Annotated in this window: 21 protein-coding genes; 13 read left to right on the forward strand and 8 right to left on the reverse strand. The window is 61.2% G+C overall.

The annotated features are described in order from the left end of the window. The first annotated feature begins 133 nt into the window (after positions 1 to 133). The 3 genes from AB6B39_RS10990 to ychF all read left to right on the forward strand — a co-directional run bounded on the left by AB6B39_RS10990 (position 134) and on the right by ychF (position 2,648). Positions 134 to 793 (forward strand): 50S ribosomal protein L25/general stress protein Ctc, encoded by a 660-nt coding sequence (locus AB6B39_RS10990; protein WP_284370425.1) that lies wholly within the window; start codon positions 134 to 136, stop codon positions 791 to 793. A 38-nt stretch (positions 794 to 831) separates the two neighbouring features. Next, on the forward strand, positions 832 to 1,416 hold the full coding sequence (gene pth / locus AB6B39_RS10995) for an aminoacyl-tRNA hydrolase (RefSeq protein ID WP_284370423.1): 585 nt from the start codon (positions 832 to 834) through the stop codon (positions 1,414 to 1,416). Positions 1,417 to 1,550: 134 nt separating this feature from the next. Beyond that, a complete protein-coding gene (gene ychF / locus AB6B39_RS11000; protein ID WP_284370421.1) occupies positions 1,551 to 2,648 on the forward strand; it encodes a redox-regulated ATPase YchF in 1,098 nt (365 codons plus the stop codon). A 50-nt stretch (positions 2,649 to 2,698) separates the two neighbouring features. On the opposite strand, the gene AB6B39_RS11005 is transcribed toward ychF, so the two are convergent. From AB6B39_RS11005 to AB6B39_RS11025, 5 genes are read right to left on the reverse strand one after another with little or no spacing between them, the layout of a single operon-like run. Then, on the reverse strand, positions 2,699 to 3,250 hold the full coding sequence (locus AB6B39_RS11005) for an adenine phosphoribosyltransferase (RefSeq protein ID WP_284370419.1): 552 nt from the start codon (positions 3,248 to 3,250) through the stop codon (positions 2,699 to 2,701). Beyond that, positions 3,243 to 3,887: a glutathione S-transferase gene (locus AB6B39_RS11010; RefSeq protein ID WP_284370417.1), complete on the reverse strand. Its 645-nt coding sequence runs from the start codon at positions 3,885 to 3,887 to the stop codon at positions 3,243 to 3,245. Before AB6B39_RS11010 ends, AB6B39_RS11005 begins: the two co-directional genes overlap by 8 nt. A 16-nt stretch (positions 3,888 to 3,903) precedes the next feature. After that, positions 3,904 to 5,133: a CCA tRNA nucleotidyltransferase gene (locus AB6B39_RS11015; protein WP_284370415.1), complete on the reverse strand. Its 1,230-nt coding sequence runs from the start codon at positions 5,131 to 5,133 to the stop codon at positions 3,904 to 3,906. Positions 5,134 to 5,181: 48 nt separating this feature from the next. Next, the gene (locus AB6B39_RS11020; RefSeq protein ID WP_284370413.1) at positions 5,182 to 5,790 is read right to left on the reverse strand and encodes an NUDIX hydrolase; all 609 of its coding nucleotides are present in this window, start codon (positions 5,788 to 5,790) and stop codon (positions 5,182 to 5,184) included. Next, positions 5,791 to 6,327 carry a DUF1285 domain-containing protein gene (locus tag AB6B39_RS11025; RefSeq protein ID WP_371398764.1) on the reverse strand — a complete coding sequence of 179 codons (537 nt, stop codon included), beginning with the start codon at positions 6,325 to 6,327 and terminating at the stop codon, positions 5,791 to 5,793. It lies immediately after the preceding gene. A 180-nt stretch (positions 6,328 to 6,507) separates the two neighbouring features. On the opposite strand from AB6B39_RS11025, the gene AB6B39_RS11030 reads away from it, so the two are divergent. The 6 genes from AB6B39_RS11030 to AB6B39_RS11055 all read left to right on the forward strand — a co-directional run bounded on the left by AB6B39_RS11030 (position 6,508) and on the right by AB6B39_RS11055 (position 14,375). Further along, a complete protein-coding gene (locus tag AB6B39_RS11030) occupies positions 6,508 to 7,512 on the forward strand; it encodes an AAA family ATPase (protein ID WP_284370409.1) in 1,005 nt (334 codons plus the stop codon). 9 nt (positions 7,513 to 7,521) lie between these two features. Next, entirely contained in the window at positions 7,522 to 8,400 is an 879-nt protein-coding gene (locus AB6B39_RS11035; protein ID WP_284370407.1) for a DUF58 domain-containing protein, read from the forward strand. Beyond that, the gene (locus tag AB6B39_RS11040; RefSeq protein ID WP_284370405.1) at positions 8,400 to 11,126 is read left to right on the forward strand and encodes a DUF4159 domain-containing protein; all 2,727 of its coding nucleotides are present in this window, start codon (positions 8,400 to 8,402) and stop codon (positions 11,124 to 11,126) included. The genes AB6B39_RS11035 and AB6B39_RS11040 overlap by 1 nt, the downstream gene beginning before the upstream one ends. Position 11,127: 1 nt before the next feature. Continuing rightward, the gene (locus tag AB6B39_RS11045) at positions 11,128 to 13,224 is read left to right on the forward strand and encodes a hypothetical protein (RefSeq protein WP_371398575.1); all 2,097 of its coding nucleotides are present in this window, start codon (positions 11,128 to 11,130) and stop codon (positions 13,222 to 13,224) included. A gap of 57 nt (positions 13,225 to 13,281) precedes the next feature. Next, on the forward strand, positions 13,282 to 13,686 hold the full coding sequence (locus AB6B39_RS11050) for a hypothetical protein (protein ID WP_284370404.1): 405 nt from the start codon (positions 13,282 to 13,284) through the stop codon (positions 13,684 to 13,686). 71 nt (positions 13,687 to 13,757) lie between these two features. Then, the gene (locus AB6B39_RS11055) at positions 13,758 to 14,375 is read left to right on the forward strand and encodes a hypothetical protein (protein ID WP_284370402.1); all 618 of its coding nucleotides are present in this window, start codon (positions 13,758 to 13,760) and stop codon (positions 14,373 to 14,375) included. Between the two features lie 42 nt (positions 14,376 to 14,417). On the opposite strand, the gene queE is transcribed toward AB6B39_RS11055, so the two are convergent. Beyond that, complete coding sequence (gene queE, locus AB6B39_RS11060) at positions 14,418 to 15,047, reverse strand: 7-carboxy-7-deazaguanine synthase (RefSeq protein ID WP_284370400.1); 630 nt, start codon at positions 15,045 to 15,047, stop codon at positions 14,418 to 14,420. Continuing rightward, positions 15,044 to 15,748, reverse strand: a complete 705-nt coding sequence (queC, locus tag AB6B39_RS11065) for a 7-cyano-7-deazaguanine synthase QueC (RefSeq protein WP_284370398.1) — start codon at positions 15,746 to 15,748, stop codon at positions 15,044 to 15,046. Before queC ends, queE begins: the two co-directional genes overlap by 4 nt. Positions 15,749 to 15,818: 70 nt before the next feature. On the opposite strand from queC, the gene AB6B39_RS11070 reads away from it, so the two are divergent. Continuing rightward, complete coding sequence (locus AB6B39_RS11070) at positions 15,819 to 16,238, forward strand: hypothetical protein (RefSeq protein WP_284370396.1); 420 nt, start codon at positions 15,819 to 15,821, stop codon at positions 16,236 to 16,238. Positions 16,239 to 16,254: 16 nt separating this feature from the next. Here AB6B39_RS11070 and recQ read toward each other — a convergent pair whose 3' ends face one another. Then, on the reverse strand, positions 16,255 to 18,141 hold the full coding sequence (gene recQ / locus AB6B39_RS11075; protein ID WP_284370394.1) for a DNA helicase RecQ: 1,887 nt from the start codon (positions 18,139 to 18,141) through the stop codon (positions 16,255 to 16,257). Between recQ and AB6B39_RS11080 the strand changes: the two genes are divergently transcribed. The 3 genes from AB6B39_RS11080 to AB6B39_RS11090 all read left to right on the forward strand — a co-directional run bounded on the left by AB6B39_RS11080 (position 18,140) and on the right by AB6B39_RS11090 (position 22,700). Beyond that, a complete protein-coding gene (locus tag AB6B39_RS11080) occupies positions 18,140 to 19,996 on the forward strand; it encodes an ABC transporter transmembrane domain-containing protein (RefSeq protein ID WP_284370392.1) in 1,857 nt (618 codons plus the stop codon). The two genes, recQ and AB6B39_RS11080, sit on opposite strands and share 2 nt — an antisense overlap. A gap of 679 nt (positions 19,997 to 20,675) precedes the next feature. Beyond that, positions 20,676 to 22,082, forward strand: coding sequence for a DNA repair protein RadA (gene radA, locus AB6B39_RS11085; protein WP_284370390.1), 1,407 nt, complete (start codon positions 20,676 to 20,678; stop codon positions 22,080 to 22,082). Positions 22,083 to 22,094: 12 nt separating this feature from the next. Further along, complete coding sequence (locus AB6B39_RS11090; protein ID WP_371398576.1) at positions 22,095 to 22,700, forward strand: CvpA family protein; 606 nt, start codon at positions 22,095 to 22,097, stop codon at positions 22,698 to 22,700. The last annotated feature ends 71 nt before the right edge of the window (positions 22,701 to 22,771 follow it).

A 22,771-nucleotide genomic window follows, 5' to 3' on the forward strand; every position in this document is an offset into this window, starting at 1 on the left:
ATACGCCTGACGCCACCGCTTGCATCCTTTCGGACAGTACCCTAAAGGCGCGCGCGAACGAGCCGTCCATCCCATTTCAGAGGATCAGGGCGGCTTTTACTTTAACCCGAACACAGTAAGTAGGAGTATTCCGATGAGTGTTGTTCTTGATGTGACTGTCCGTGATGACACGGGCACAGGCGCGGCGCGCGAAGCGCGACGCAATGGTATGGTACCAGGTGTGATCTATGGCGGCGACGAAGACGCCGTGGCCGTAGCCGTGAAGATGAATGAAGTGCTGAAAGCCATGAATACCGGGGACTTCCTCGGCTCCATGATCGAATTGTCGCATGAGGGCAAAAAGCAGAAAGTCTTCACCAAGGACGTCCAATTTCACCCTGTCACGGATTTCCCGCAGCATGTCGATTTCTACCGCGTGACGAACAAGACGCTGATCGACGTGGAAGTCACTGTGAACTTCGTCGGCGAAGAAAACTCTCCGGGCCTGAAAGAAGGCGGAACGCTGAACGTCGTGCGCTACAGCATCGAAGTCACCTGCCCTGCCGGTGATATTCCGGATCACTTCGAGGCCGATGTGTCCAAGATGGAAATCGGCGACACGCTGAACATTTCCGACATCGACATGCCCAAAGGTGCGAAGCCGACCATCACGGATCGGGACTTCACGATTGCAACTGTCGTCGCATCGCGCGCCGCAGTCGAAGAAGATGCCGAGGAAGATGTCGATGCTGACGAGGTTCCAGCCATCGAGCAGAACCCTCAGATCGATACGGATGGTGACGGCGAAGCCTAGTGCTTCGCTGGCTCTTTTCTCGCAGAGAGCCTGAAGACATGTCCACGATTGGGCAGCTCTGGGTCGGCCTTGGCAATCCGGGTGCGAAACACGCGCTCGATCGTCACAATATCGGATTCATGGTCGTCGACGCAATTGCCGACGACCATGGTTTCAGTGCCGCTCAAGCCAAGTTTTCCGGCCTGGTGCGGACAGGTACGATTGAGGGTCAGAAAATTCTGATCCTCAAACCGACCACATTCATGAACAAATCGGGCGTTGCGGTGCAGAAGGCCATGGCCTTCTACAAGATCCCGCTCGACCGTGTGAGCGTCTTTCATGACGAGCTCGATCTCGCCCCCGGCAAGGTCCGCGTGAAAATGGGTGGCGGTCTGGCTGGGCACAACGGGTTGAAATCGATCAACCAGATGTGCGGTGGACCTGACTTTCAGCGTATCCGCCTCGGCATTGGCCATCCGGGTCACAAGGACCGTGTGTCGGGCTATGTCCTGTCCGGCTTCGCCAAGGATGAAATCGATATGCGCGACGATCTCTGCAACGGGATCGCCCGCTATGCCAACCATCTCGCCAAGGACGATCCGGAACTGTTTCAGACACGCGTCGCGGAATATATTGTCAAATAATTCCCTTCTCCCTTGAGGGAGAAGGTGGCCGAGCCGGATGAGGGTACTCCCCATCCCACGTCGGCACACCCTCACCCCCGGCTTCGCCGGACCCTCTCTCTCAAGAGAGAGGGGAGTTCAAAAGGTTTTGTCCTATGGGTTTCAAATGCGGCATCGTCGGGCTTCCCAATGTCGGTAAGTCCACGCTTTTCAATGCTTTGACAAAAACAGCGAATGCGCAGGCCGCCAATTACCCGTTCTGCACGATCGAGCCGAATGTCGGCGATGTCGCCGTGCCGGAACCGCGCCTGTTCAAGATCGCGAAGATCGCCGGCTCGGCCTCGATCATTCCGGCGCGGATGAATTTCGTCGATATTGCAGGTCTCGTAAAGGGTGCATCCAAGGGAGAAGGCATGGGCAATCAGTTCCTCGCCAATATCCGCGAGACCGACGCCATCATCTATGTGCTGCGCTGTTTTGAGGATGAGGACATCACCCATGTCGAAGGTCGGATCGACCCGATGGCCGATTACGAGACCATCGAAACAGAGCTGATGCTGGCCGACCTTGAAAGCCTCGAAAAGCGCAAGCCGGGCCTGGAGAAAAAGCTGAAGCAGCGTGACAAGGATGCCGAGCAGACCATGCGCCTGATCGAAACGGCCATCGCCGTTCTTGAACAGGGTCAACCCGCCCGGACGGTCGAGATCGACGATGACGACCGGAAAGCCTGGCGGATGCTGCAACTGCTGACGACCAAACCCGTCTTGTATGTCGCCAATGTCGATGAAGACAGCGCTGCGACGGGTAACGCCTATTCCGACAAAGTCGTCGCCCACGCCGAAGCCGAAGGCAGCCAGGCTGTGATCATCTCCGCTCAGATCGAATCCGAAATGGCCGTGCTCGAAGACGAGGAACAGGCGGAATATCTCGACGCGATCGGACTGGAAGAGCCCGGTTTGAACCGCCTGATCCGCGCCGGTTATAATCTGCTAGGACTACAGACCTATTTCACGGCAGGCCCTAAGGAGGCCAGGGCATGGACCTTCCGCGATGGCTGGACAGCCCCGCGCTGCGCCGGGGTCATTCATGGCGATTTCGAAAAAGGCTTCATCCGCGCCGAAACGACCGCCTATGACGACTACATTGCGCATGGCGGCGAACAGGGCGCGAAAGAAGCGGGAAAGGTCCGCCAGGAAGGCAAGGAATACATCGTCAAGGACGGCGACGTGATGCTGTTCAAATTCAACGTTTGATGGCACACCCCGCTCACACCGAAAAAATCGGGATGAGCGTAGTTAAGGGTTTACTCCCCCTCAAATGCCACGAGTGTTTTCACCGGGACATCTTGCGAGCGAACTCGGTCGGCCCCGCCTAGATCCGGCAAGTCCACGAGGAATGCGGCACCGACGAGATTGCAGCCGGTCCGCTTAAGCAGCGAAATCGCCGCCTCAGCCGTTCCACCTGTCGCGATCAGATCGTCCACGAGCAGGACCGTATCGTCTTCGCTGGCAGCGTCGGCATGGATCTGCAGTGTGTCTGTGCCGTATTCGAGAGCGTAATCCTGCTCCAGCGTGTCGAAGGGCAGCTTGCCTGCTTTGCGGACCGGGATGAAACCGACGCCAAGTTCGATCGCGACAGCCGTGCCGAAGATGAAGCCGCGGGCATCGATGCCCGCCACCGCCGTCACACCCGTATCGCGGTAAGGGGCGGCCAGTTGTTCAACGGCGGCTTTCAACGCCGCCGGATCGGCAAGAAGGGTCGTGATGTCGCGGTACTGAATGCCCGGCTTGGGAAAATCTGGAACCGTCCGGATGATGGATTTCAGATCGATCATCTCGAGTCTTTGATCAGGCATTCACAGCATCCGTTTCGGGCAGGACATGGTCTTCCGCAAACGCAAGCGCTTCCCATTCCTGGAAATGTTCGTCGCTCATCAGTTCTGAAATATAGGTGTCAGACCGGCGCGTGCGCGGCAAGCCATAGCTTTCGAAACGGGTTGCAACGGGCGTGTAGAAGGCATCTGCGATCGACCAGTCATTGAACAGATAGGGCCCGTCATGGCGCGAGAGTAGGTCATCCCACATGTCGACGATGAAGGCGGCATCTTTCAGACAGGATTTGGGCATTGGCCCATCCGTGCGGCGTTTCAGATTCATCGGCGCTTCCCGGCGTAGCGCTTCGAACCCTTCATGCATCATCTGCGTGACCCGGCGCGCTTCCGACTTGTCCGCTTCGTCCTTGGGCCAGAGATTTGGCACCATCTTGGCGCAGAATTCCGCAATGGCGAGACTGTCGGGAATTCGCTCGCCATTGACATCCAGCACGGGCACGGTGCCTGCCGGACTGATCTCGAGCAGACGTTGCTTAAAGCCCGGCACGTCCAGATCGACCATTTCGGTCGTGAACGGCACCTCCATCTTGCGCAGGATCAGCCAGGGCCGCAGCGACCAGCTGGAGTAATTATAGTTTCCGATGAAAAGCCGCAGCGACATGTCAATATCTCACCAATCAGTATCCAAGAAGTTTGAGCGCTGCGAGGAGTTGGGGCTTCTCCGTCGAAAAACCGGAGCGGATCCACAGCGCCTCAAGCGCGCTCAGCGCTTTTCCCAGTTCCGGCCCCTTCGGAACCCCCGCCTTCATCAGGTCGGCCCCGCGTATAGGGAATGTCGGCGGGGTCCAGCCCAGCGCCAGATCAGCCAGCGTCATCCAGTGCGAGGATTCGATCGGATCGCGCGCCCCTGCCGCCCGCAATCTCGCCCGGTCCAGTATGACTTGCTGACCGGCGCGGTAAATAGCCTGCATCCGGGCCCGTTCAGCCATATCGCAAGACAGGCTTTCCGAATCCGACGCCCACGCCTTGAGTCGCCCGGATTCACGGTTCGACATTTTCATTCGCTTGGCAAGCAAGGTCGCGGGTAGCGGTTCCCGCCCCATCATCGCCATCAGCCGCAAGAGAGGATCAGGTGCAATCTGTTCGCGCGCTTCCAGGGCGACGAGGCGGTCCAGACCGTCGACATTGCTGGCTTCGGGCAGGACTGTGTCGAGCAGCTCCTGCTGCAGCATGATCCGCACGGACCGCACGGGATTGGGTGCCGAAAGCAGTTTCTTCAGTTCGGACCAGACCCGCTCGGCCGACAGGGTTTTCAGGCCGCCGCGATTGTCCCGACACGCCGTCAGGGCCGCCTTTGCAATTTTGGCATCCTGTCCGTACCAGGCCATGAAACGGAACAGGCGCAAGATGCGCAGATAGTCTTCCTGGACGCGGTCCTGCGCTTCACCGACGAACCGGAAGCGCCGCGCGGCAATATCGTCGAGTCCCTGTCCGGTCGGGTCGAATATCTCCCCGTCAGCCGAGGCGTAGAGCGCATTGACGGTGAAGTCGCGGCGTTGCGCATCCTCGGCCCAATCCTGCGTATAGGCAATCACGGCGCGGCGACCATCCGTCTCCACATCGCGGCGTAATGTTGTGATTTCATAAGGTTTTCCACCAACGACAGCCGTCAGCGTACCATGCGCGATCCCGGTCGGGACGGTTTTGATCCGGGCCGATTTCAGCGCCTCGGCGACGGCGTTTGGCTCCATCTGCGTCGCCATGTCGATGTCGGACACTGCGACGCCCCAGAGGGCGTTGCGAACGCAGCCGCCGACATAGCGCGTCGAGCCTTCAGGCAGCGCCGCCATGACCGCGTTGGCACCCAGGTCACGCAGGAAGGACAATGATCGAGTTGGCTGTGACATGGCCCCGCTCATAGTGTCGCCTGTGAAGGCGGCAAGCCCCGAGCCGGTTTATGTGACATCGGCATCGGCATCATGGAAAGCGCGCTTCCAAACCCGACGGGTCATACCTGCCGTCATACCCCAGATATTGCGCACAACCCCGTCATCGCCCGCATAAGGCATGTAATAGACCGTGATCGATCGCTCCTCAAAGGTAACCTGTTTGGCAATATGGTTGGACGGGTCCATCAGGAAATGAAGCGGCACTTCGAAAACCTCCGCAACCTCGTGCGCATCGATGGTCATAACCGCATCCGGGTCGACGATTCCGGCAAAGGGCGTCACGCGAAAATGTCCGGCGGCATCGAATGATGGCAGGCGCCCGATAATCTCGATCGCCTCGGCGCCTAGCCCGATTTCCTCCTCCGTTTCCCTCAGCGCGGCTTCCAGAACGGTCTCGCCGACTTCCGCTTTCCCGCCCGGGAAACTGATCTGCCCCGCATGGTTGGGCATGGTTTCGGGCCGCTGCGTATAGATCAGATGCCAGCCGGACGGACGCTTGACGAAGGGCAGCAGTACAGCCGCAACTCGCTGCGTCTCGCGGGTGATCGCGTCCGATCCGTCCGCAATGATGACAGGTAGGAATGCGCGCCGCAGTCTTTGCTCGTCCGCGTCCATCTAGACTGAATGCGCCCCTTCCGGGCCCAGCGGAAAGAAGTGCCCGCCAGCCCAGACGCCCAGCGCGCCGTCATGTTCGACCGCCAGATTGACCAGCTCGTAAAAGACCGACCGGTTGATCGCGGCTTCCAGCCGTCCGCGCACCAGAACGTAAGGGTCAGGTTCCATCGTGTCCGGATCAGTCTCGACCCGGATCGGATGGTCTGGTCCGGCTTCGACCGTTTCGTCCAGATTGGTCAGGAAGAACAGGCGTTGCTCGGTCCCCTCGCCCTTGGCATCGACCCGAATTGCCATGAAAGGGGCACGTTCGACCTGAACGCCCAACTTCTCGACCGGGGTGACAAGATAGGTGCGCCCATCCGCATCTTTCCGCAAGACCGAGGCAAACAGTGCGATCAGACCCTTGCGGGTGATGCGCGATCCTTCATGCCACCATGACCCGTCCGCCTTGATGACCAGATCCATCTCGCCGCAATAGTCGGGGTTCCACTGCTCGACAGGCCGCTCACCATCAGACGTATCGGCCAGTGCGTCCATCAGATCCTGAAGAGAAAACCCTGCACTTGGATCAGCATTATCAGGATTATCACTGGCATGTGATCCGGGCTTACCGCCATTTAACGTGTTTTCGATGGTCATGACCCTTTCCCGGCGGCACCCGCCTCGCTAGTCCCTATGTGGTTACTCTACGCACAGACTCAATATTGGACGCATCTTATGGGCCAAATGCTCGACACGAAAGTTGATCCCGCCACGGAAAAAGCCGCAGAGGTCGCTGTGGAGATGCTGGCCAAGGCCCGCAGCCATATTGGCGAAGTCGTCTATGGCCAGGACCATGTCGTCAATCTTTCGCTCGCTGCCATTCTCTCCGGCGGACATGCTTTGCTGGTCGGCGTGCCGGGCCTCGCCAAGACGCTGCTGGTCGAAACGCTGGGCACAGTGCTGGGACTGAAAGATGCGCGGATCCAGTTTACACCCGACCTGATGCCGGCCGATATTCTCGGGTCCGAAGTGCTGGATCAGGACGAAGACGGCAAACGCGTCTTCCGCTTCATCAAGGGCCCGGTGTTCACCCAGTTGCTCATGGCTGACGAGATCAACCGTGCCAGCCCGCGCACCCAGTCGGCTCTATTGCAGGCCATGCAGGAGAGATCGGTCACGATCGCGGGTAAACCCCACGCGCTTCCAAAACCTTTTCATGTTCTCGCGACACAGAACCCGATCGAACAGGAAGGAACCTACCCCCTGCCCGAAGCGCAGCTTGATCGCTTTCTGTTTCAGATCGATGTCGGCTTTCCGGAACTGGCGACCGAGCGTGACATTCTGATATCGACGACTGGCGCGACTTTGCCGACGGCGAAAAAGGCGATGACGGCCAAGTCCCTGGTGGACATGCAGACGCTGGTTCGCAAGCTGCCCGTCGGCGACAGCGTGCTGAACGCCATTCTGTCGCTGGTTCGCAATGCCCGCCCGGATCAGTCCGAGATCGACTCCATTCGCAAGACTGTCGCCTGGGGCCCCGGCCCGCGGGCCGGACAAGCGCTGATGCTCGCAACCCGGGCCAAGGCACTGATCGAGGGCCGGGTGGCTCCATCGGTCGATGATGTCATTGCACTTGCCGGACCCGTTCTGCGTCACCGCATGGCGCTGAGCTTCGCGGCCCGTGCTGAAGGCGCAACCATCGATGCCACGATCGACCAGCTCAAGGCGCACATCCGCTAGGAGCCCTGCATGCCGGTCCAGACCACCGCTCAGACACTCAGACAGGATGCGGACGCGCTGGCTGCCGGTTATCCGGCACTGCTGGCCGAAGCGGATCGCGTGGCGGCTCTGGTCGCTGCCGGAGTGCATGGGCGTCGCCGCGCCGGACAGGGCGAGACATTTTGGCAATACCGGCCCTACGACCCCTCCGACTCCGCCAACCGCATCGATTGGCGCCGCTCGGCTCGCAGTGACGCCGTCTTCGTCCGTGACACGGAATGGGAAGCGGCCAACTCGCTCTATATCTGGCGGGACGGCGGACCGGGCATGGACTGGCGCTCGTCAAAATCCCTGCCGACCAAGAAGGACCGGGCCAGCGTGCTCACCCTCGCCATTGCCAGCCTGCTGACTCGCGCCGGGGAACGGATCGCCATATTGGGCGAGAGCGAACGGCCCCGCTCGGGCCGGGTCGGTTATGAACGTCTGGCTCAGCGACTGGCGCTGTCCGAAGGCGCGCAGGATCGCCTAAACGGCAAGCTCCCGGCCCATGCCAAATTGCTTCTGGCGAGTGACTTTCTGACAGACCCGGACGGCTGGCCGCAACGGCTGGCCGCCTTGGCCGCACGGCCCGCATCCGGCATCATTCTGCATATTATCGACCCGGCGGAGGAGAGCTTTCCGTTCAAGGGTCGTATCGAATTTGCAACACCCGGCGGCTGGATGTCCCCTTATCTGCTGGGGCGGGCAGAACGAGCACGTGAGGATTACCGTCGGAAGTTCGAGGCGCACAGCGAACGGCTGACAGTCACTGCCCGGCAGCTGGGGTTCACCTTGATCCGGCACCGCACCGATCAACCACCGGGTCCGACCCTGACCGCGCTCTATCAGGCGTTTGAGAGATCGAGCTGATGGGCTCGCTGACCCTTCTGGCACCGCTGACGCTGCTGGGCCTGCTGGCCTTGCCGCTGGTCTGGTGGATCCTGAAGATCAGCCCGCCGGCACCCAAGCGCCGCCTGTTCCCGCCTCTGGCCATTCTCAAAGGGGTCGAGACGGAGGAGGAAACCCCCAATGCGACCCCGCTATGGCTTCTGATTTACCGCCTGTTCATGGCCGCGCTCGCCGTTTTCGCCCTCAGCCTGCCGCTGTTTCAGCGCGACGAGGCCGACACGTCCAGCGCGCTCAGCCTGATCATAGACGACGGACCTGCCGCAGCCCCTGTGTGGGACGCCATCACCGATGAAGCCCGTCGCCGTCTGCGTGAAGCCCAGCGAGCCAATCGCGATGTCATTCTGGTTCTAGGCGACGATCCAGCATTCGACCCCATTCCCGCCTCGGAAGCCCTGCAGCAGCTCAGGTCAGCCACGCCGAAGCTCGTGCAAGCCGTTCCGGACCTGTCGGACCTGCCCGCAGACAGAGCGACAATCTTTCTGTCGTCCGGCGTGAGTTTCGGTGATGACGTGGCTATGCTCGACGATCTGCGGGCGCGCAATGCCACGATCGTCAGACCGGAGCCGAGCGCCACTGTCATCGTCCCGGGCGATGTCCGTGAAACCGCCGATGGATTCGAGACGGACTGGTTTAGCGCTCACGGTGCGCGTGCCGTCCAGATCGAGGCGCTATCCGCGCGCGGCGATGTTCTGGCAGTCACCCCAATACAGTTCGGGCCGACGGATAGTCTGGCGACAGGGTCGATCTCCCTGCCACCACAGCTCCGCTCGCGCGTCACTCGCCTGCGCATTGCAGGGATGCGGGCCGGGGCCTCGACCAAATTGCTGGATGACAGTTTCGGGCGACCGCTCGTCGGTGTTCTGGCGCCGCCGTCGGGCACGTCGAGCCCGCTCCTGTCCGAGGAATTCTATGCCGAACAGGCGCTGCAACCGTTCGCCGATCTGTTCATCGGCAATGTCGATGATGTCCTGTCGCTTAATCCGTCCGTCCTCGTCATGCCCGACAGCATGAGCTCGGATGCACAAGCAATCACTGATTATGTCGAAACGGGCGGCGTTCTGATCCGCTTTGCCGGGCCGCAACTGGCCGGGGCAGGCGCACAGGATACCCTGGTTCCGGTTGAACTGCGCAGCGGCGGCCGATCTATCGGCGGCGCTCTAGCGTGGGAAACACCGCAGAGCCTGGCCCCATTCTCAGCTGAATCCCCCTTTGTCGGTCTGTCCATTCCTGACGAGGTCACCGTTTCGCGGCAGGTCATGGCGCGACCCGGCGCTGAAACGGACGCCCGAACATGGGCGCGGCTTCAGGACGGCGCACCTGTCGTGACCTCGACGGTCCGCGGCGAAGGCCGGATCATTCTGTTTCACGTCACGGCAGGACCGGAATGGTCAAACCTTGCAATTTCAGGGCTTTATGTAGATATGCTGAAGCGTATTCTGCCCCTCGCCAAATCTCGCCGTCCCGTCGTCACGAGCGAGGGCGGGGATTGGACGCTGGACCGGCTGCTCGGCCCTTTCGGGGAATTGCGGCCCGCACCACCTCAACCCATTATCCTGCTGGACCGCGTTTGGGATGATCCATCCGGCAGCGATCTGCGCGGTGCGCTTCCAGGCTATTATCGCTCTGGAACCCGCCAGCGCGCCGTCCCAACCCTGACGGACCCCAAGAGCCTGAGACCCGTCCCGACGCAGGGATTGAGCGTGGCCAGCATGGATGGGCAGGACCCGCGCTCACTGGCTGGCTGGCTGCTGGGACTGGCGATCCTGATGTTGGCACTCGATGTCCTTCTGTCCGCCGTCCTGTCCGGGCGTTTGCGACGGCTGACACCTGTCGCGGCGGTCGCTCTGGCCATGGTCCTGATAACGGGGTCGCCGCAGACGGCCACGGCCAATGACCGCATTGCCGAAGCCGCCTTGGGCCTGCACCTCGCCTATATAGAAACGGGGGACGCCCGCATCGACGAGATGAGCCAGGTCGCCATGGAATCGCTCAGCACGCAGTTGACGGCGCGGACCACGATCGAACCGGTCGGCGTGCATGCGGTCAGCGCCAGCAGCGAAGGGCTGGAAATGTACCCGTTCCTGTACTGGCCCATCCGCAACGATACGCCCGCCCCTACCGAGACGGAACGTCTCGCCCTGAACGATTATATTGCGGCAGGCGGGACACTGGTTCTCGACACGGCTGACGAAGCCGAACGCTCATTCCGCGCCGGGGCCCCGCATCCGGGGCTGGCGCGCGTCACGGACGGCTTGACGATCGGGCGTCTCGAACCCGTCCCGAGCGATCATGTGCTGACCAAATCATTCTATCTGTTGCAGGTCTTTCCCGGGCGCTGGGCCAATGGGCCCGTCTATGTCGAGGCCGGGGGCGCAACGCAGGGCGGACGCGACGGCGTCAGCTCCGTCATCATCGGGTCGAACGACTGGGCCGCAGGATGGGCGATCGATGCCGAGACGGGCACGCTGGTCGATCTGGCCAATGATATTCCGCGCCAGCGCGAAATGGCGGTTCGCTTCGGGGTCAACATCGCCATGTATGCCCTGTCCGGCAATTATAAGGCCGACCAGGTCCACGCTGCCGAACTGATCCGGCGTCTGGGCGATGCCAATGCCGGTGATGGCTCCGGCACGGACAGTCTCGACAGCATTCAGGACCTGCTCGATCAAGCGCGGGAGCCGCGCTGACATGCTGGAAAACTGGCTCTCATCCATCGCGTTCGATCCGCTGCTGCCCTGGCTTTGGGTTGCTGTCCTGATCGGCCTCGCCATGATGGCAGCGCTGTTTTCGGACTATTCGCGTCTGGGGTCAGGATTTCAGCGCCTGCTGGCCGCGCTGTTTCTGGGTCTCGCGCTGTCCGGTCCGCAGCTGGTCAGCGAAGACCGTCGCCCCCTGCCAGACACTGTCCTGATCCTGAAGGATCAGTCGGAGTCGATGCAGGTAGGCACACGGGCCGGAGTCGCGGATGCCGCCGAAGTCGCCCTGCGCGACGCGTTGAGCGCGCAAGGCCCGATCGATATCGTCACGGTTGGCGTTCCGCCGGACCCGGACGGGACACGCCTGGCCCGCGCCATGAGTGATGCGCTGGCCTCCGTCCCTACTGGGCGGCTCGGCGGCGTCATCGCCCTGACAGACGGGCAGACGCATGATGTGACCGAGGCAACGGCGGATACGCTACCCGATGGCATTCCGTTTCACGCCCTCATCATTGGCGATCCGCAGGCGCGGGACCGCCGTATCTCCGCCGTGACTGCGCCGAAATTCGGCGTTGTCGGCGAGATGGCGGAGTTCGAGCTTCGTGTCGACGATCCGGGCTTTGAAGGCGAACGCGCATCCATCGAGGTCAAGCTGAACGGCGAAACCAAGGCGCGCTTCCCGATCACAATCGGCCAGACCCTCTCGATCCCGCTCGAAATCGAACGGCGCGGACGCAACACGGTTGAGATGGTCGTCGTGCCTGCCGATGGCGGGGAGCTGACCCTGAACAACAACCTCTATATCGCTGAAATATCAGGAATTCGTGACCGGATGCGGGTCCTGTTGATCACGGGTGAGCCGCATAATGGCGGACGGGCCTGGCGCAATCTTCTTAAGTCCGACCCAGCTATCGATCTGGTTCAGTTCACCATTCTGACGCAGCCGCGGGTCAAGAACACCAATGCAGCAGACCGCGAATTGTCGCTGATCCAGTTCCCCCGCCGGCAGCTGTTCGAAGAACGTCTAGGTGATTTCGACCTGATCATTTTCGATCAGTATCGCCGTCGCAGCATACCGACACGCTCCGGTCTGGCGCAGCCGACCATCCCGCCGCGCTTTTTCTCCAATATCGCCCGCTATGTCGAAGATGGCGGCGCCCTGTTGCTGGCGACAGGACCCGCCTTCCCGTCCGCAGACAGCCTGTTCCTGACACCGCTTGTCAGCGTCTTGCCGACGCGACCCACCGGCGAAACGCTGACCGATCCGTTCCGCCCCGAATTGAACGATAAAGGGCGTCTGCATCCGATCACGCGCTCTTTCGCTGGACGTCAGGACCAGAGCTGGGGTCAGTGGTACCGGGCGATCGGTAACGATCCGCTGTCTGGCAATGTGCTGATGGAAGGCCCGGACGGCACGCCGCTATTTGTCATCGACCGGGTCGCCGATGGCCGCGTTGCCATGATCATGAGCGATCAGGCCTGGCTCTGGGCCAAGGGTCATGATGGCGGCGGGCCTTATCGCGAGATGTTCCGCCGGACCGCGCACTGGCTGCTCGGCGAACCGGATCTGGATGCAGAAACGCTGAGCGCGCGCGCCGAAAATGGACAGTTGCTGGTCGAGCGGCGGACACTGGACCGGGCCCCGGAGACGGCGCAGATCACGCTTCCCGACGGGCGCTCGCAAAGCATTGCCATGACCGAAACCGCGCCTGGCTACTATACTGGCACGACACCCGTCGACGGACTCGGCGCCTACCGCCTCAATCACGGCGATCTGACGACCATCGCTGCGGTCGGCATGCTCAACCCGGTCGAATTTTCCGAACTGCTGCCGACCATGGACCGCCTCGCCCCGTTATCGGAGCAGACGGGCGGTGCGACCCGACCGATCGAACTCGACGCCGGAAACCTGCCCGATATAAGGGTTCAGACTTCAGGCGCGATGCAGGGAGGAAGCTGGATCGGCGTGCGGGACAATGATGCCTATACAGTGACACGTTCGAACCGGCGGCCTCTCGCCCCGCCGCTCGTCTTTTTCCTCGCCTTCTTCGCCGCCCTGGCCTGGGGCTGGATGCGCGAGGCGCGCTGAGGGATTAAGCTCTGGTTCAGGCCCGCCCTGTAGATCTGTTTCGCAACACAGGGGAAGATGATGCGAAATCTGCTGGCAATTGTCGCCGGAGCCATAGTGCTGACAGGGTGCATGACGGTCGCGAAAACAACGGGATCGGTCGCCGCCCTGCCCTTCAAGGCCGCCTACCATACGACCAAGGGCGTCGGAAAAGTGGCTGTCGGCACGACGAAATTCGCTGGAAAGTCCGCCTATGCGACTGGCAAGGGCGTCTATTATGTCGGCGCAGTCCCGGTCAAAATTACCGATGCCGCGCTCGATACGACGGTCAAAGTGCTGACGATCACCACGAAAGCTGTCGATCTCAGCGGCAAGGTCGTCAAAGTATCGCGCCAGATTCAGGCCGCAGAACTGGATAAGGAACTGTCGAAGCTGCGCCATGCGCGGAACATCATTTCGGTCACAGTCGACGCGTTCAGCTAGGTCCTGTCCAAACTGTGATTTGAAGGATCGCCTCTATTTTGATATAGTCTAACAAAATAGGAGCTTTCACTATGCGTCGCACTACCCTCATTCTCGCCACGACGGCTCTCATGCTCGCCCCGCTCAGCGCATTAGCGAAGACGCGCGGGTTCGACAGCACTATCACGGCCCCGGTCACGACAGCCGTCAAGATTGAAGTCGTCCTGTCCGATGACCTCGCTCACCGTGCCGACAATCTCCCTGATGACATCCGTAGGCGTGGGGCCGGTGCCTCCAGCCTGCGCTCCGGCTTTGCGAGCAACGGCTTTTACGGCGACAAGGCGTTGCAGCGGCTGCTGGAAGAGGTTGAAGAAGAGTTGACGGACGATCTGACCAAGCGCGGCGTCGCCTTGTCCGATGATGCGCCAGTAATCCTTCGTGTCGTTCTGGAAGACGTCAAGAATAACCGCCCGACCTTCGAACAGATGTCGCGCGAGCCTTCGCTCAGCTTTGACAGTTTCGGTGTCGGCGGTGCTGAGCTGAGTGCAGCTCTGATCGATGATACCGGGTCCGAGCTTGGAACGATGACTTATCGCTGGTTCGAATCGAGCCTGCAGAACGCGCCTTTCATTCGAGGCACGGCGACGTGGACCGACGCCAAGCGCGCCATTTCGCGCTTCTCACGTCATACGGCCAAAGAACTGTCCTGATAGACGATCGAGAGCCGGCCTCAGACCGCCCCCATATCAGCCTCAGGGCACACCGATATATTTGTGAGACTGCACGCTCAGCCGCCATTGCGGGTGAGCCAAGCAATAGTTGAATGCTGCGTCTGTATGATCCTGACGAAGGGGGTCGTCGAGCGGTTGCAGGAAGAAATGCTCGAAATCCAGTCCAGCAAACTGCTCGGGCCGGTTTTCGGCCTGCGGATAGACCAGCTTCAGCTCCTGCCCTGAAATCTGTTTCAGCGACGCATCCGCTTTCGGACTGACACAGATCCAGTCGATCCCATCCGGCGCGACAATTGTGCCATTCGTCTCGACTGCAATCTTGAAACCGTTTCGTTTCAACGCTTTAATCAGGGTTTCATCAAGCTGCAGAAGCGGCTCGCCACCCGTGCAGACGACCCAGCGCGATTGATGCCCGTCAGGCCAGACGGCCAGGACCGCATCGGCCAGGCCATCCGCATCGAACCGCCCACCACCGGGACCATCCGTTCCGACAAAGTCCGTATCACAGAACGAACAGACGGCGCTCGCCCGGTCTTCTTCCCGCCCGCTCCAGAGATTGCAGCCTGCAAAACGCAGAAAGACGGCGACGCGGCCTGCCTGGCCGCCCTCACCCTGAACGGTGAGATAGAGTTCCTTGACGGCGTAGCTCATGATGCGGCGTATTCCGCCCAGCCCTTGGCGCGCAGTTCGCAAGCCGGACACACGCCGCAGCCATAGCCCCAGGACTTTTCCTCGCCGCGTTCTCCGACATAGCAGGTATGACTGCCCGTCCGGACCAGTTCGACAAAGCTTCTGCCGCCCAACTCTTCGGCCAGCGTCCAGGCCTGCGCCTTGGAGCGCGTCATCAGGGGCGAATGCAAGGTAAAGGGCTTGTCCAGCCCCAACGAGATCGCGTCCATCTGCGCGTCCAGCGTGGCCTTGCGACAATCCGGATAACCCGAAAAATCAGCCTCGCACATGCCGGCCACCAGATCGGAAAAGCCGCGACGCCAGCCAATGGCGGCGGCGTAGGTCAGGAAGACAAGATTGCGTCCCGGTACGAATGTGTTGGGCAGACCGGACGCCAGCGTGTCGATCGCACGGTCTCGCGTCAGGGCCGTCTCGCTGATCGCCCCGAAGCCGGCCAGATCGACGACATGATCCTCGCCGAGCCTGTCGCCCCAGTGCGGAAACTGCGTTTGCAGGGATTGCAGGAAAGCCGTCCGGACTTCCATCTCGACGCCGTGACGCTGGCCATAGGAAAAGCCGATCGTTTCGACATGATCGAACCGTTCCAGCGCCCAGGCCAGCACGGTCGCGCTATCCTGACCGCCCGAAAACAGCACGCCGGCCATATGAGGGGTCGTTACCATGAGCGGCACTTAAGCCTGCCGACGCCCGGTCTCAACCCTTCTGGCCCGCAACATGCATGTGTGACGGGCAATGCGTCTGTTCAAAACACTCAAGAGCAGAAAAGCGCGCTGGATCATCGGTCTGTGGATCGGGATGGAAGTGCTGAGCCTTCCAGCGGCCGCATTCGTCGCAACCAACATGAGCCTTCCCGGCTTCAGCCAACCCGCCGTCACGTGGGTCGAAACAGGCGTTCCGGGCGAAACTATGCTCGCAATCCGGAGCGACAGCCCGGTCATGATCAGTGTGACCGATGCGGTGGGACAGGTTCAGGTCATCACGTCGCAGGCTGTCACTTGCCTGGCCCCTGGCACCACACACCCGCGCATCGTTCACCAGACACGGGGACCTCAGATCGTCTCGCTCCGGTTCGATCCCAACTATCGTCCGGATATCCGCGTCGAGCGGTCCGTACAGGTCCCCCTCGCCCAACCCTGCGCCGCGTCAGCCTAGTTGATCGCCACAAGGCCTAATTGATCGCTGCCAGAAAAGCTGCGCCGAAGCGTTCGAATTTGGTTTCGCCGACGCCTGAGACGGATAGCATCTGATCGCGGTCCAGCGGGCGTTTCTGCGCCATATCGATCAAGGTCGCGTCCGAGAAGATGATATAGGCGGGCTTGCCCATGTCGCGCGCCATATCGCGCCGAAGACCCTTGAGCTTGGCCAGCAATTCCTGATCCGCATCATCCAGCAGCTCCGGCGCGGCCTTGCGCTTGCGTTTTGTCGTCTTCGCGGCCTTGGGCTCCGTTATCAGAAAGGCCCCGTCGCCATTCATCAAGCTCAGGCTTTGCGGCGTCAATGTCAGCCGCCCATAGCGCTGCATATCGACATTCAGGTAGCCCGTTGCGATCGCCTGCCGGACCAGCGACTTGAAAAATCCATCACCCCAGCGCTCGCCCGTTCCGTGGCTGGGCAGGCGATCATGCCCGAACTGGCGAATCTTGTCCGTGTCGGCCCCGCGAACGACGGCAATGACATGGTTGGCCCCGAAGCGCTCGCCCGTCTGTTCGACGGCATGCATCAGTGCGATCGCCGCATCTGTGGCGTCGATCCGCTCAGGCGGATTGTCGCAAATGTCGCACGCCCCGCAGGGCGACGTCATTTCACCGAAGTAGGCCATCAGGACCTGACGCCGGCAGGTCGAGGCCTCGCAATAGCCCAACAGCGCGTCGAGCCGCTTATGCTCACGCAGCTGATGCTCCCGGTCCGTATCTTCCTGCGTGATGAATTGTCGCCGCATCCGGATGTCGTCGAGCCCGTAAAGCAGGACTGTGTCGGCCGGCTGCCCATCCCGCCCGGCGCGTCCGATCTCCTGATAATAGGCCTCCGGCGAACTTGGCAGATTGACGTGATAGACAAAGCGAATATCCGGCTTGTCGATCCCCATCCCGAAGGCGATTGTCGCGACCATCACGACGCCGTCTTCGGCGATGAAGCGTTCCTGATTATCGAACCGCGCCTCCGCGCTCATCCCGGCATGATAGGGCAAAGCCGTGAAGCCTTCGCGGCTAAGCAGCGCCGCATACTCTTCCGCACTCTTGCGCGACAGCGCATAGACAATACCGCTTTCTCCGGCTCTATCTTTCATGAATTCAAGTAGTTGGGAACTTCTGTTTACCTTCGGGATTACGGTCAGGGACAGGTTGGGACGATCAAAGCCCTGCACAATCACCGACCCTTTCGCGTTGAACAGTTGCTGCGCGATATCGGCGCGCGTCCCGGCATCAGCGGTGGCCGTGAAGGCCGCGATACGCGAGTCCGGGAAAAGCGATTTCAGGCGCGACAGATCCGCATATTCCGGACGGAACGCAGGCCCCCATTTCGACACGCAATGCGCTTCATCGACCACGAATAGCGGCGGTCGAAGCTTGGCCATCGCCGCCAACATCCGTTCGGTCATCAGCCTTTCCGGCGACAGGTACAGCAGGTGGGACTCCCCGCTTGCAACGCGCCTCCATTCCTCGATGTTACGCGACCGGTCCTGGCCTGAGTGAATGCAGGATACGGCCACACCATTGGCGCGCAAGGCAGCGACCTGATTGTCCATCAGCGCGACGAGCGGGCTGATAACGATGGTGGGACCGTCCAGCAGCAGCGCCGGTACCTGATAGCAAAGCGACTTCCCCGCGCCCGTCGGCATGACTGCCAGTACGTTGCTGCCCGCCAGAATGTCGTCGATCACATCCGCTTGCCCCAGGCGAAAGTCGGCATGACCGAAGACGGTCTTCAGAGCGTCATATTTGTCGGTGAAGCGCTGCGGCATGCGAACGTCCTGTGATGGTTCGATGTTTCCGACAAGAGGCGCATGCACAGCTTTCCACATGGGTTCGCCTGTGTCATAGCCGCGCCCGCTCATGGCTCGTTCTCCCGACTCCAAGGATTTTGCCCGTTCGACTGGCGCCGCTTTCGCCGCACAGATCGATCAGGAAAAGACCAAGCGCGAACGCTCGCGGTCGCTGCGCCCACTCGTAGCGCTCTGGCCCTTCGTGAAGCGCTACCCCGGAAGGCTGATCGGCTTTCTGATTACGCTGATCCTGTCATCAATCGGAACACTGTCGCTGGGCGGCATTCTGAAGCTGATTGTTGATTGCGGCTTTGGCGGTGATGAAACGCCAGCCTATTGCGCCGCCATGCCATTGGCCGAGAGCGGATCGCTCGATGGTTATTTCCTGATTGTCATCGCTTTTGCGTTTTTGTTCGCGACCTTCGGTGCGCTGCGTTTCTATTTCATCACGACTTTGGGGCAGCGCGTGGTAGCGGATCTGCGCCGGGCCGTGTTCGACCGGCTAACTGTACTCAGCCCCGTCTATTTCGAACGCGTGCGCACGGGCGAAGTCCTGTCCCGCCTGACGACCGATACGACGCTGGTCGAAACGGTGGTGACCGGGTCGATTTCCTTCGCTCTGCGATCGATTGCGACCATTGTCGGCTCGATCCTGCTGATGTTCATCGTCAGCTGGCAGCTGGCCCTGCTCGTCATGGCCGTCGGCGGCGTGATCGTCGGCATCGTCATCGGCGTCACCCCGATCATTCGCCGCCTGTCGCGCGACGGTCAGGACCGCCTGGCTGAAGCCTCGGGCCGTGCGAGCGAAGCCATCTCCTCGATCCAGACGGTCCAAGCTTATACGCGGGAAGCACTGGAACGTGACCAGTTCGGCGGCGCGATCGAGCGGACCTATGCCGTTCAGGCTCGCCGTATCCGCGTGCAGAGCTGGCTGACGGCGGTGTTGTTCGCCATCGGCATGGCCGGGATCGCCGGAATCCTCTGGTACGGTGCGCGGCAGGTCATGGCTGGGACGATGAGCGGCGGTGATATCGGCGCCTTCACGGTCTATGCGATCATGAGTGTGTCGAGCTTATCGAGCCTGACCGAGACCTGGACCAATCTGTTGCGCGCCGCCGGCGCCTCGGAACGGCTGGTCGATATCCTCGATGAAAACCCGACCATTATTGGCGAAGACCTGCCCGGAAATGACGTAAGCCTGTCCTTCGAAGCCGTTGATTTTGCTTATCCAACGCGGCTCGACGCGCCGGCATTGCATGATATCGATTTCGCCGTCGCGCCGGGTGAAACGATCGCACTGGTCGGACCGAGCGGGGCGGGCAAGACGACGATCTTCCAGCTGATCCTGCGCTTTTACGATGTCAGTCGCGGTGCGATCCGGCTGGGTGGCGCCGATATCAAGCGCCTGAAACCCGAGCGATTGCGTGACCGGATTGCCGTTGTGCAGCAGGGTGCGCCGCTCTTCTCCGGCTCGGCCTATGACAATATCGCCTATGGCCGCGGCGGGGCCAGCCGTGACGATGTCATGGCGGCAGCCAAGGCCGCCTTCGCCCATGACTTCATCATGGCCCTGCCCGACCGCTATGACACGGATATCGGTGAGCGCGGGGCGACCTTATCCGGCGGTCAGCGCCAGCGCATCGCCATTGCCCGTGCCATCCTGCGCGACGCCCCGATCCTGCTGCTCGACGAAGCGACGTCGGCGCTGGATTCCGAATCCGAGCGTGCCGTGCAGCAGGCTTTCGAAACGCTGCGGCAAGGCCGCACCACCCTCGTCATCGCGCACCGCCTCGCAACCGTGCTGAAAGCCGATCGCATCATCGTGCTGGATCAGGGTCGGATCGTGGAGACCGGCACGCATGACGAACTGGTGAGCCAGGGCGGCCTTTATGCGCGGCTGGCGGAACTGCAATTCACGAGTGGGTAAGCCCCACACTCCACACAATCGATCCCGCCTTCCTAGCCTGTGCTAAATCCCTAGCCTCACGTCTCACGAATGAAGGGGACGCATCATTCCCTGATCCGGGTCGTGAGGACGGCATGGGTGTGCTGGGTGGATTGAAGTGACGCATGATCAACTGCTGGGGCGAAAGTCCTTGCAAGAGGCCGGTCCTCTGATGGCATAATCTGTGATGTGCAGACTGTGACCATTCGGACCGTGCGCGACCGGCTGGACCGGTCGAACGGGGATTGACGGGCAAGCGCCAGCAAGGCCGGGGTCCGCGGACAGGGTTCACTCGAGTCTAGTGCGAACTGTCACCTTGGAAGAGGCCGTCCACAAGACCTGTCCGGCAGGGCCGGCCCGTCAGGCCGCCGCCGTGCCACCATCTTTCATCGGGTGGGCTATTCCTTGGAGGCGGAACGGTACTTCTTATTGCTTCCGGTTACGGCAGTAAGCTCCCGCCTCATGTTCCATCGACAGTGTAGGTTCAGTCGAAGCCTGAGCTGAACCCTCTCTCCGGTAACACATGTGCGTATGAGCGAAGAACGATGACCACCTCCCCCGACAGTCATTGACCGTATGAGAGAAGAGAACGCCCAGAGCTGTAAGAACAAACAAAGAACTTTTATTGCGTCCCACCGATAAATCGGGCATGACATGTCCCATGCCGAAACCCTCATCCATCTTCGTCTGCCAGTCTTGCGGCACGGTTCACGGCAAGTGGGCTGGTCGCTGCGATGCCTGCGGAGAATGGAATACGCTGGTCGAAGAAGCCAAGTCGCAGAATGCTGCCCCCGCCCACAAAAGGCGCAAGGGACGCGGAATCGAATTTGTCGATCTGGGCGGCGATGTGCGTGACGTGCCGCGCCTGATTACGGGCATTGGCGAACTGGACCGCGTCACGGGTGGCGGGCTGGTGCCAGGGTCGGCCCTACTCGTCGGCGGAGACCCGGGAATCGGCAAGTCGACCCTGCTGCTGCAGACGGTTGGGGCACTCGCCAAACAGGGCCGCAGGGTCGCCTATATTTCCGGCGAAGAATCAGTCGGTCAGGTTCAGCGCCGTGCCAAGCGCCTGGGTGTGGCCGAACAAGCCGTTCATCTGGCAAGCGAAACCTCGCTTGGGCCGATCATAGATGGTCTGATGACCAACAAGCCGGACGTGGTGATTATCGATTCCATTCAGACACTCTGGACGGATCAGCTCGGGGCTGCCCCGGGCACGGTCGCGCAGGTGCGGGCCTGTGCGCAGGAACTGGTGCGCTTTGCCAAGAAGTCCGGCGCGACCGTGATTCTGGTCGGTCACGTCACGAAGGACGGCCAGATTGCTGGGCCGCGCGTCGTCGAACATATGGTTGATGCCGTGCTCTATTTCGAAGGCGAGCGCGCCCATCAGTTCCGGATTTTGCGCGCGCATAAGAACCGTTTTGGACCCACGGACGAAATCGGCGTGTTCGAGATGTGCGATTCGGGTCTGGCCGAAGTGCTCAACCCCTCGGCCCTATTCCTGGATGGGCGCGGCGATGCCTCCGAAGGGTCCGCCGTTTTCGCCGGACTGGAAGGCTCCCGCCCCGTGCTCACGGAAATTCAGGCGCTGGTCGCGCCCGCCGCCTTTGGCACGCCGCGTCGTGCCGTGGTCGGCTGGGATAGCGGACGACTGGCCATGGTGCTAGCCGTTTTGGAAGCGCGCTGCGGCATCAGTTTTGCCGGCAAGGATGTCTATCTCAATGTGGCGGGGGGCTTTCGTATCAATGAACCTGCAGCCGACTTGGCCGTCGCGGCGGCCATTGCCAGTTCCGCCTTCGACGTGTCGCTACCGTCCGATTTGGTCGTCTTTGGCGAAATCAGCCTGTCGGGCGATGTCCGTCCCGTCAGCCGCGCCGATGCGCGGTTAAAGGAAGCCGCGAAGCTGGGCTTCACGCGCGCGATCGCGGCGGCCTCGCCCAAACGCGACGACCGCAATGACAATACCGCCCTGCCCTTGATCGCAATCGCCTCTTTGCGCGATCTGGTCCGGCGTGTAGAAGCCGCAGCAGAAAGAGGCCCGGACACGCCTGAGAGCTGGGCCGCCTAATGCAGGACGCCCATGTTCGCCCAGCTTTCGACAGCGCCTCACCTGTTCGCGATTTCAATCGGTCCCTACGACTTTAACGGCTTCGACACAGTCGTTCTGGTCGTGCTGCTGATTTCCGCGCTCTATGCGTTTGCACGGGGCTTCATGCGCGAAATCATCTCTATCGCAGCGCTGCTTTTCGCGGCTGTGGCGACACTGTTCGTATGGGGCCAGTTCCGCTTCGCCATTCGGGATGTCATTTCACCGACCGAGCTGGCTGACGGCATCTTGATCCTCGGGACAGGGTTCCTGTCCTATTTCATCGCTGCCGTCATCCTGGCGAAGATTGGTAAGACCATTGGCGGGGAGAAGCCAGGCCTGATCGACCGGCTTCTGGGCGCGGCTTTCGGCATTGCCCGCGGCCTGCTGATCGCCGCGCTATTCGTGATGTTCTGGTCTGCCGATTACCGGGCATCGCAGGACGCACAGGATTTCAACGACTATATAGCGGCCAATCCGGACAGTTTTCCGCCCGACGTGATCGCACGTATGCCTAAATCCATGCGCGACCAGCTACAATCCGAACCGGAAACCCTGCCGGGACTCTTCGTCGAATTCGACCTTCTATCCCCTGCTTGACCGCATCGGAGATGCGATCCGGGCCTTGCCTTTCGCGGATATGCGCTCATATGCCGATCGCATCAGGGACG

Origin of the sequence: Algimonas porphyrae (genome assembly GCF_041429795.1) — a bacterium.
GTDB classification, from domain to species: domain Bacteria; phylum Pseudomonadota; class Alphaproteobacteria; order Caulobacterales; family Maricaulaceae; genus Litorimonas; species Litorimonas porphyrae.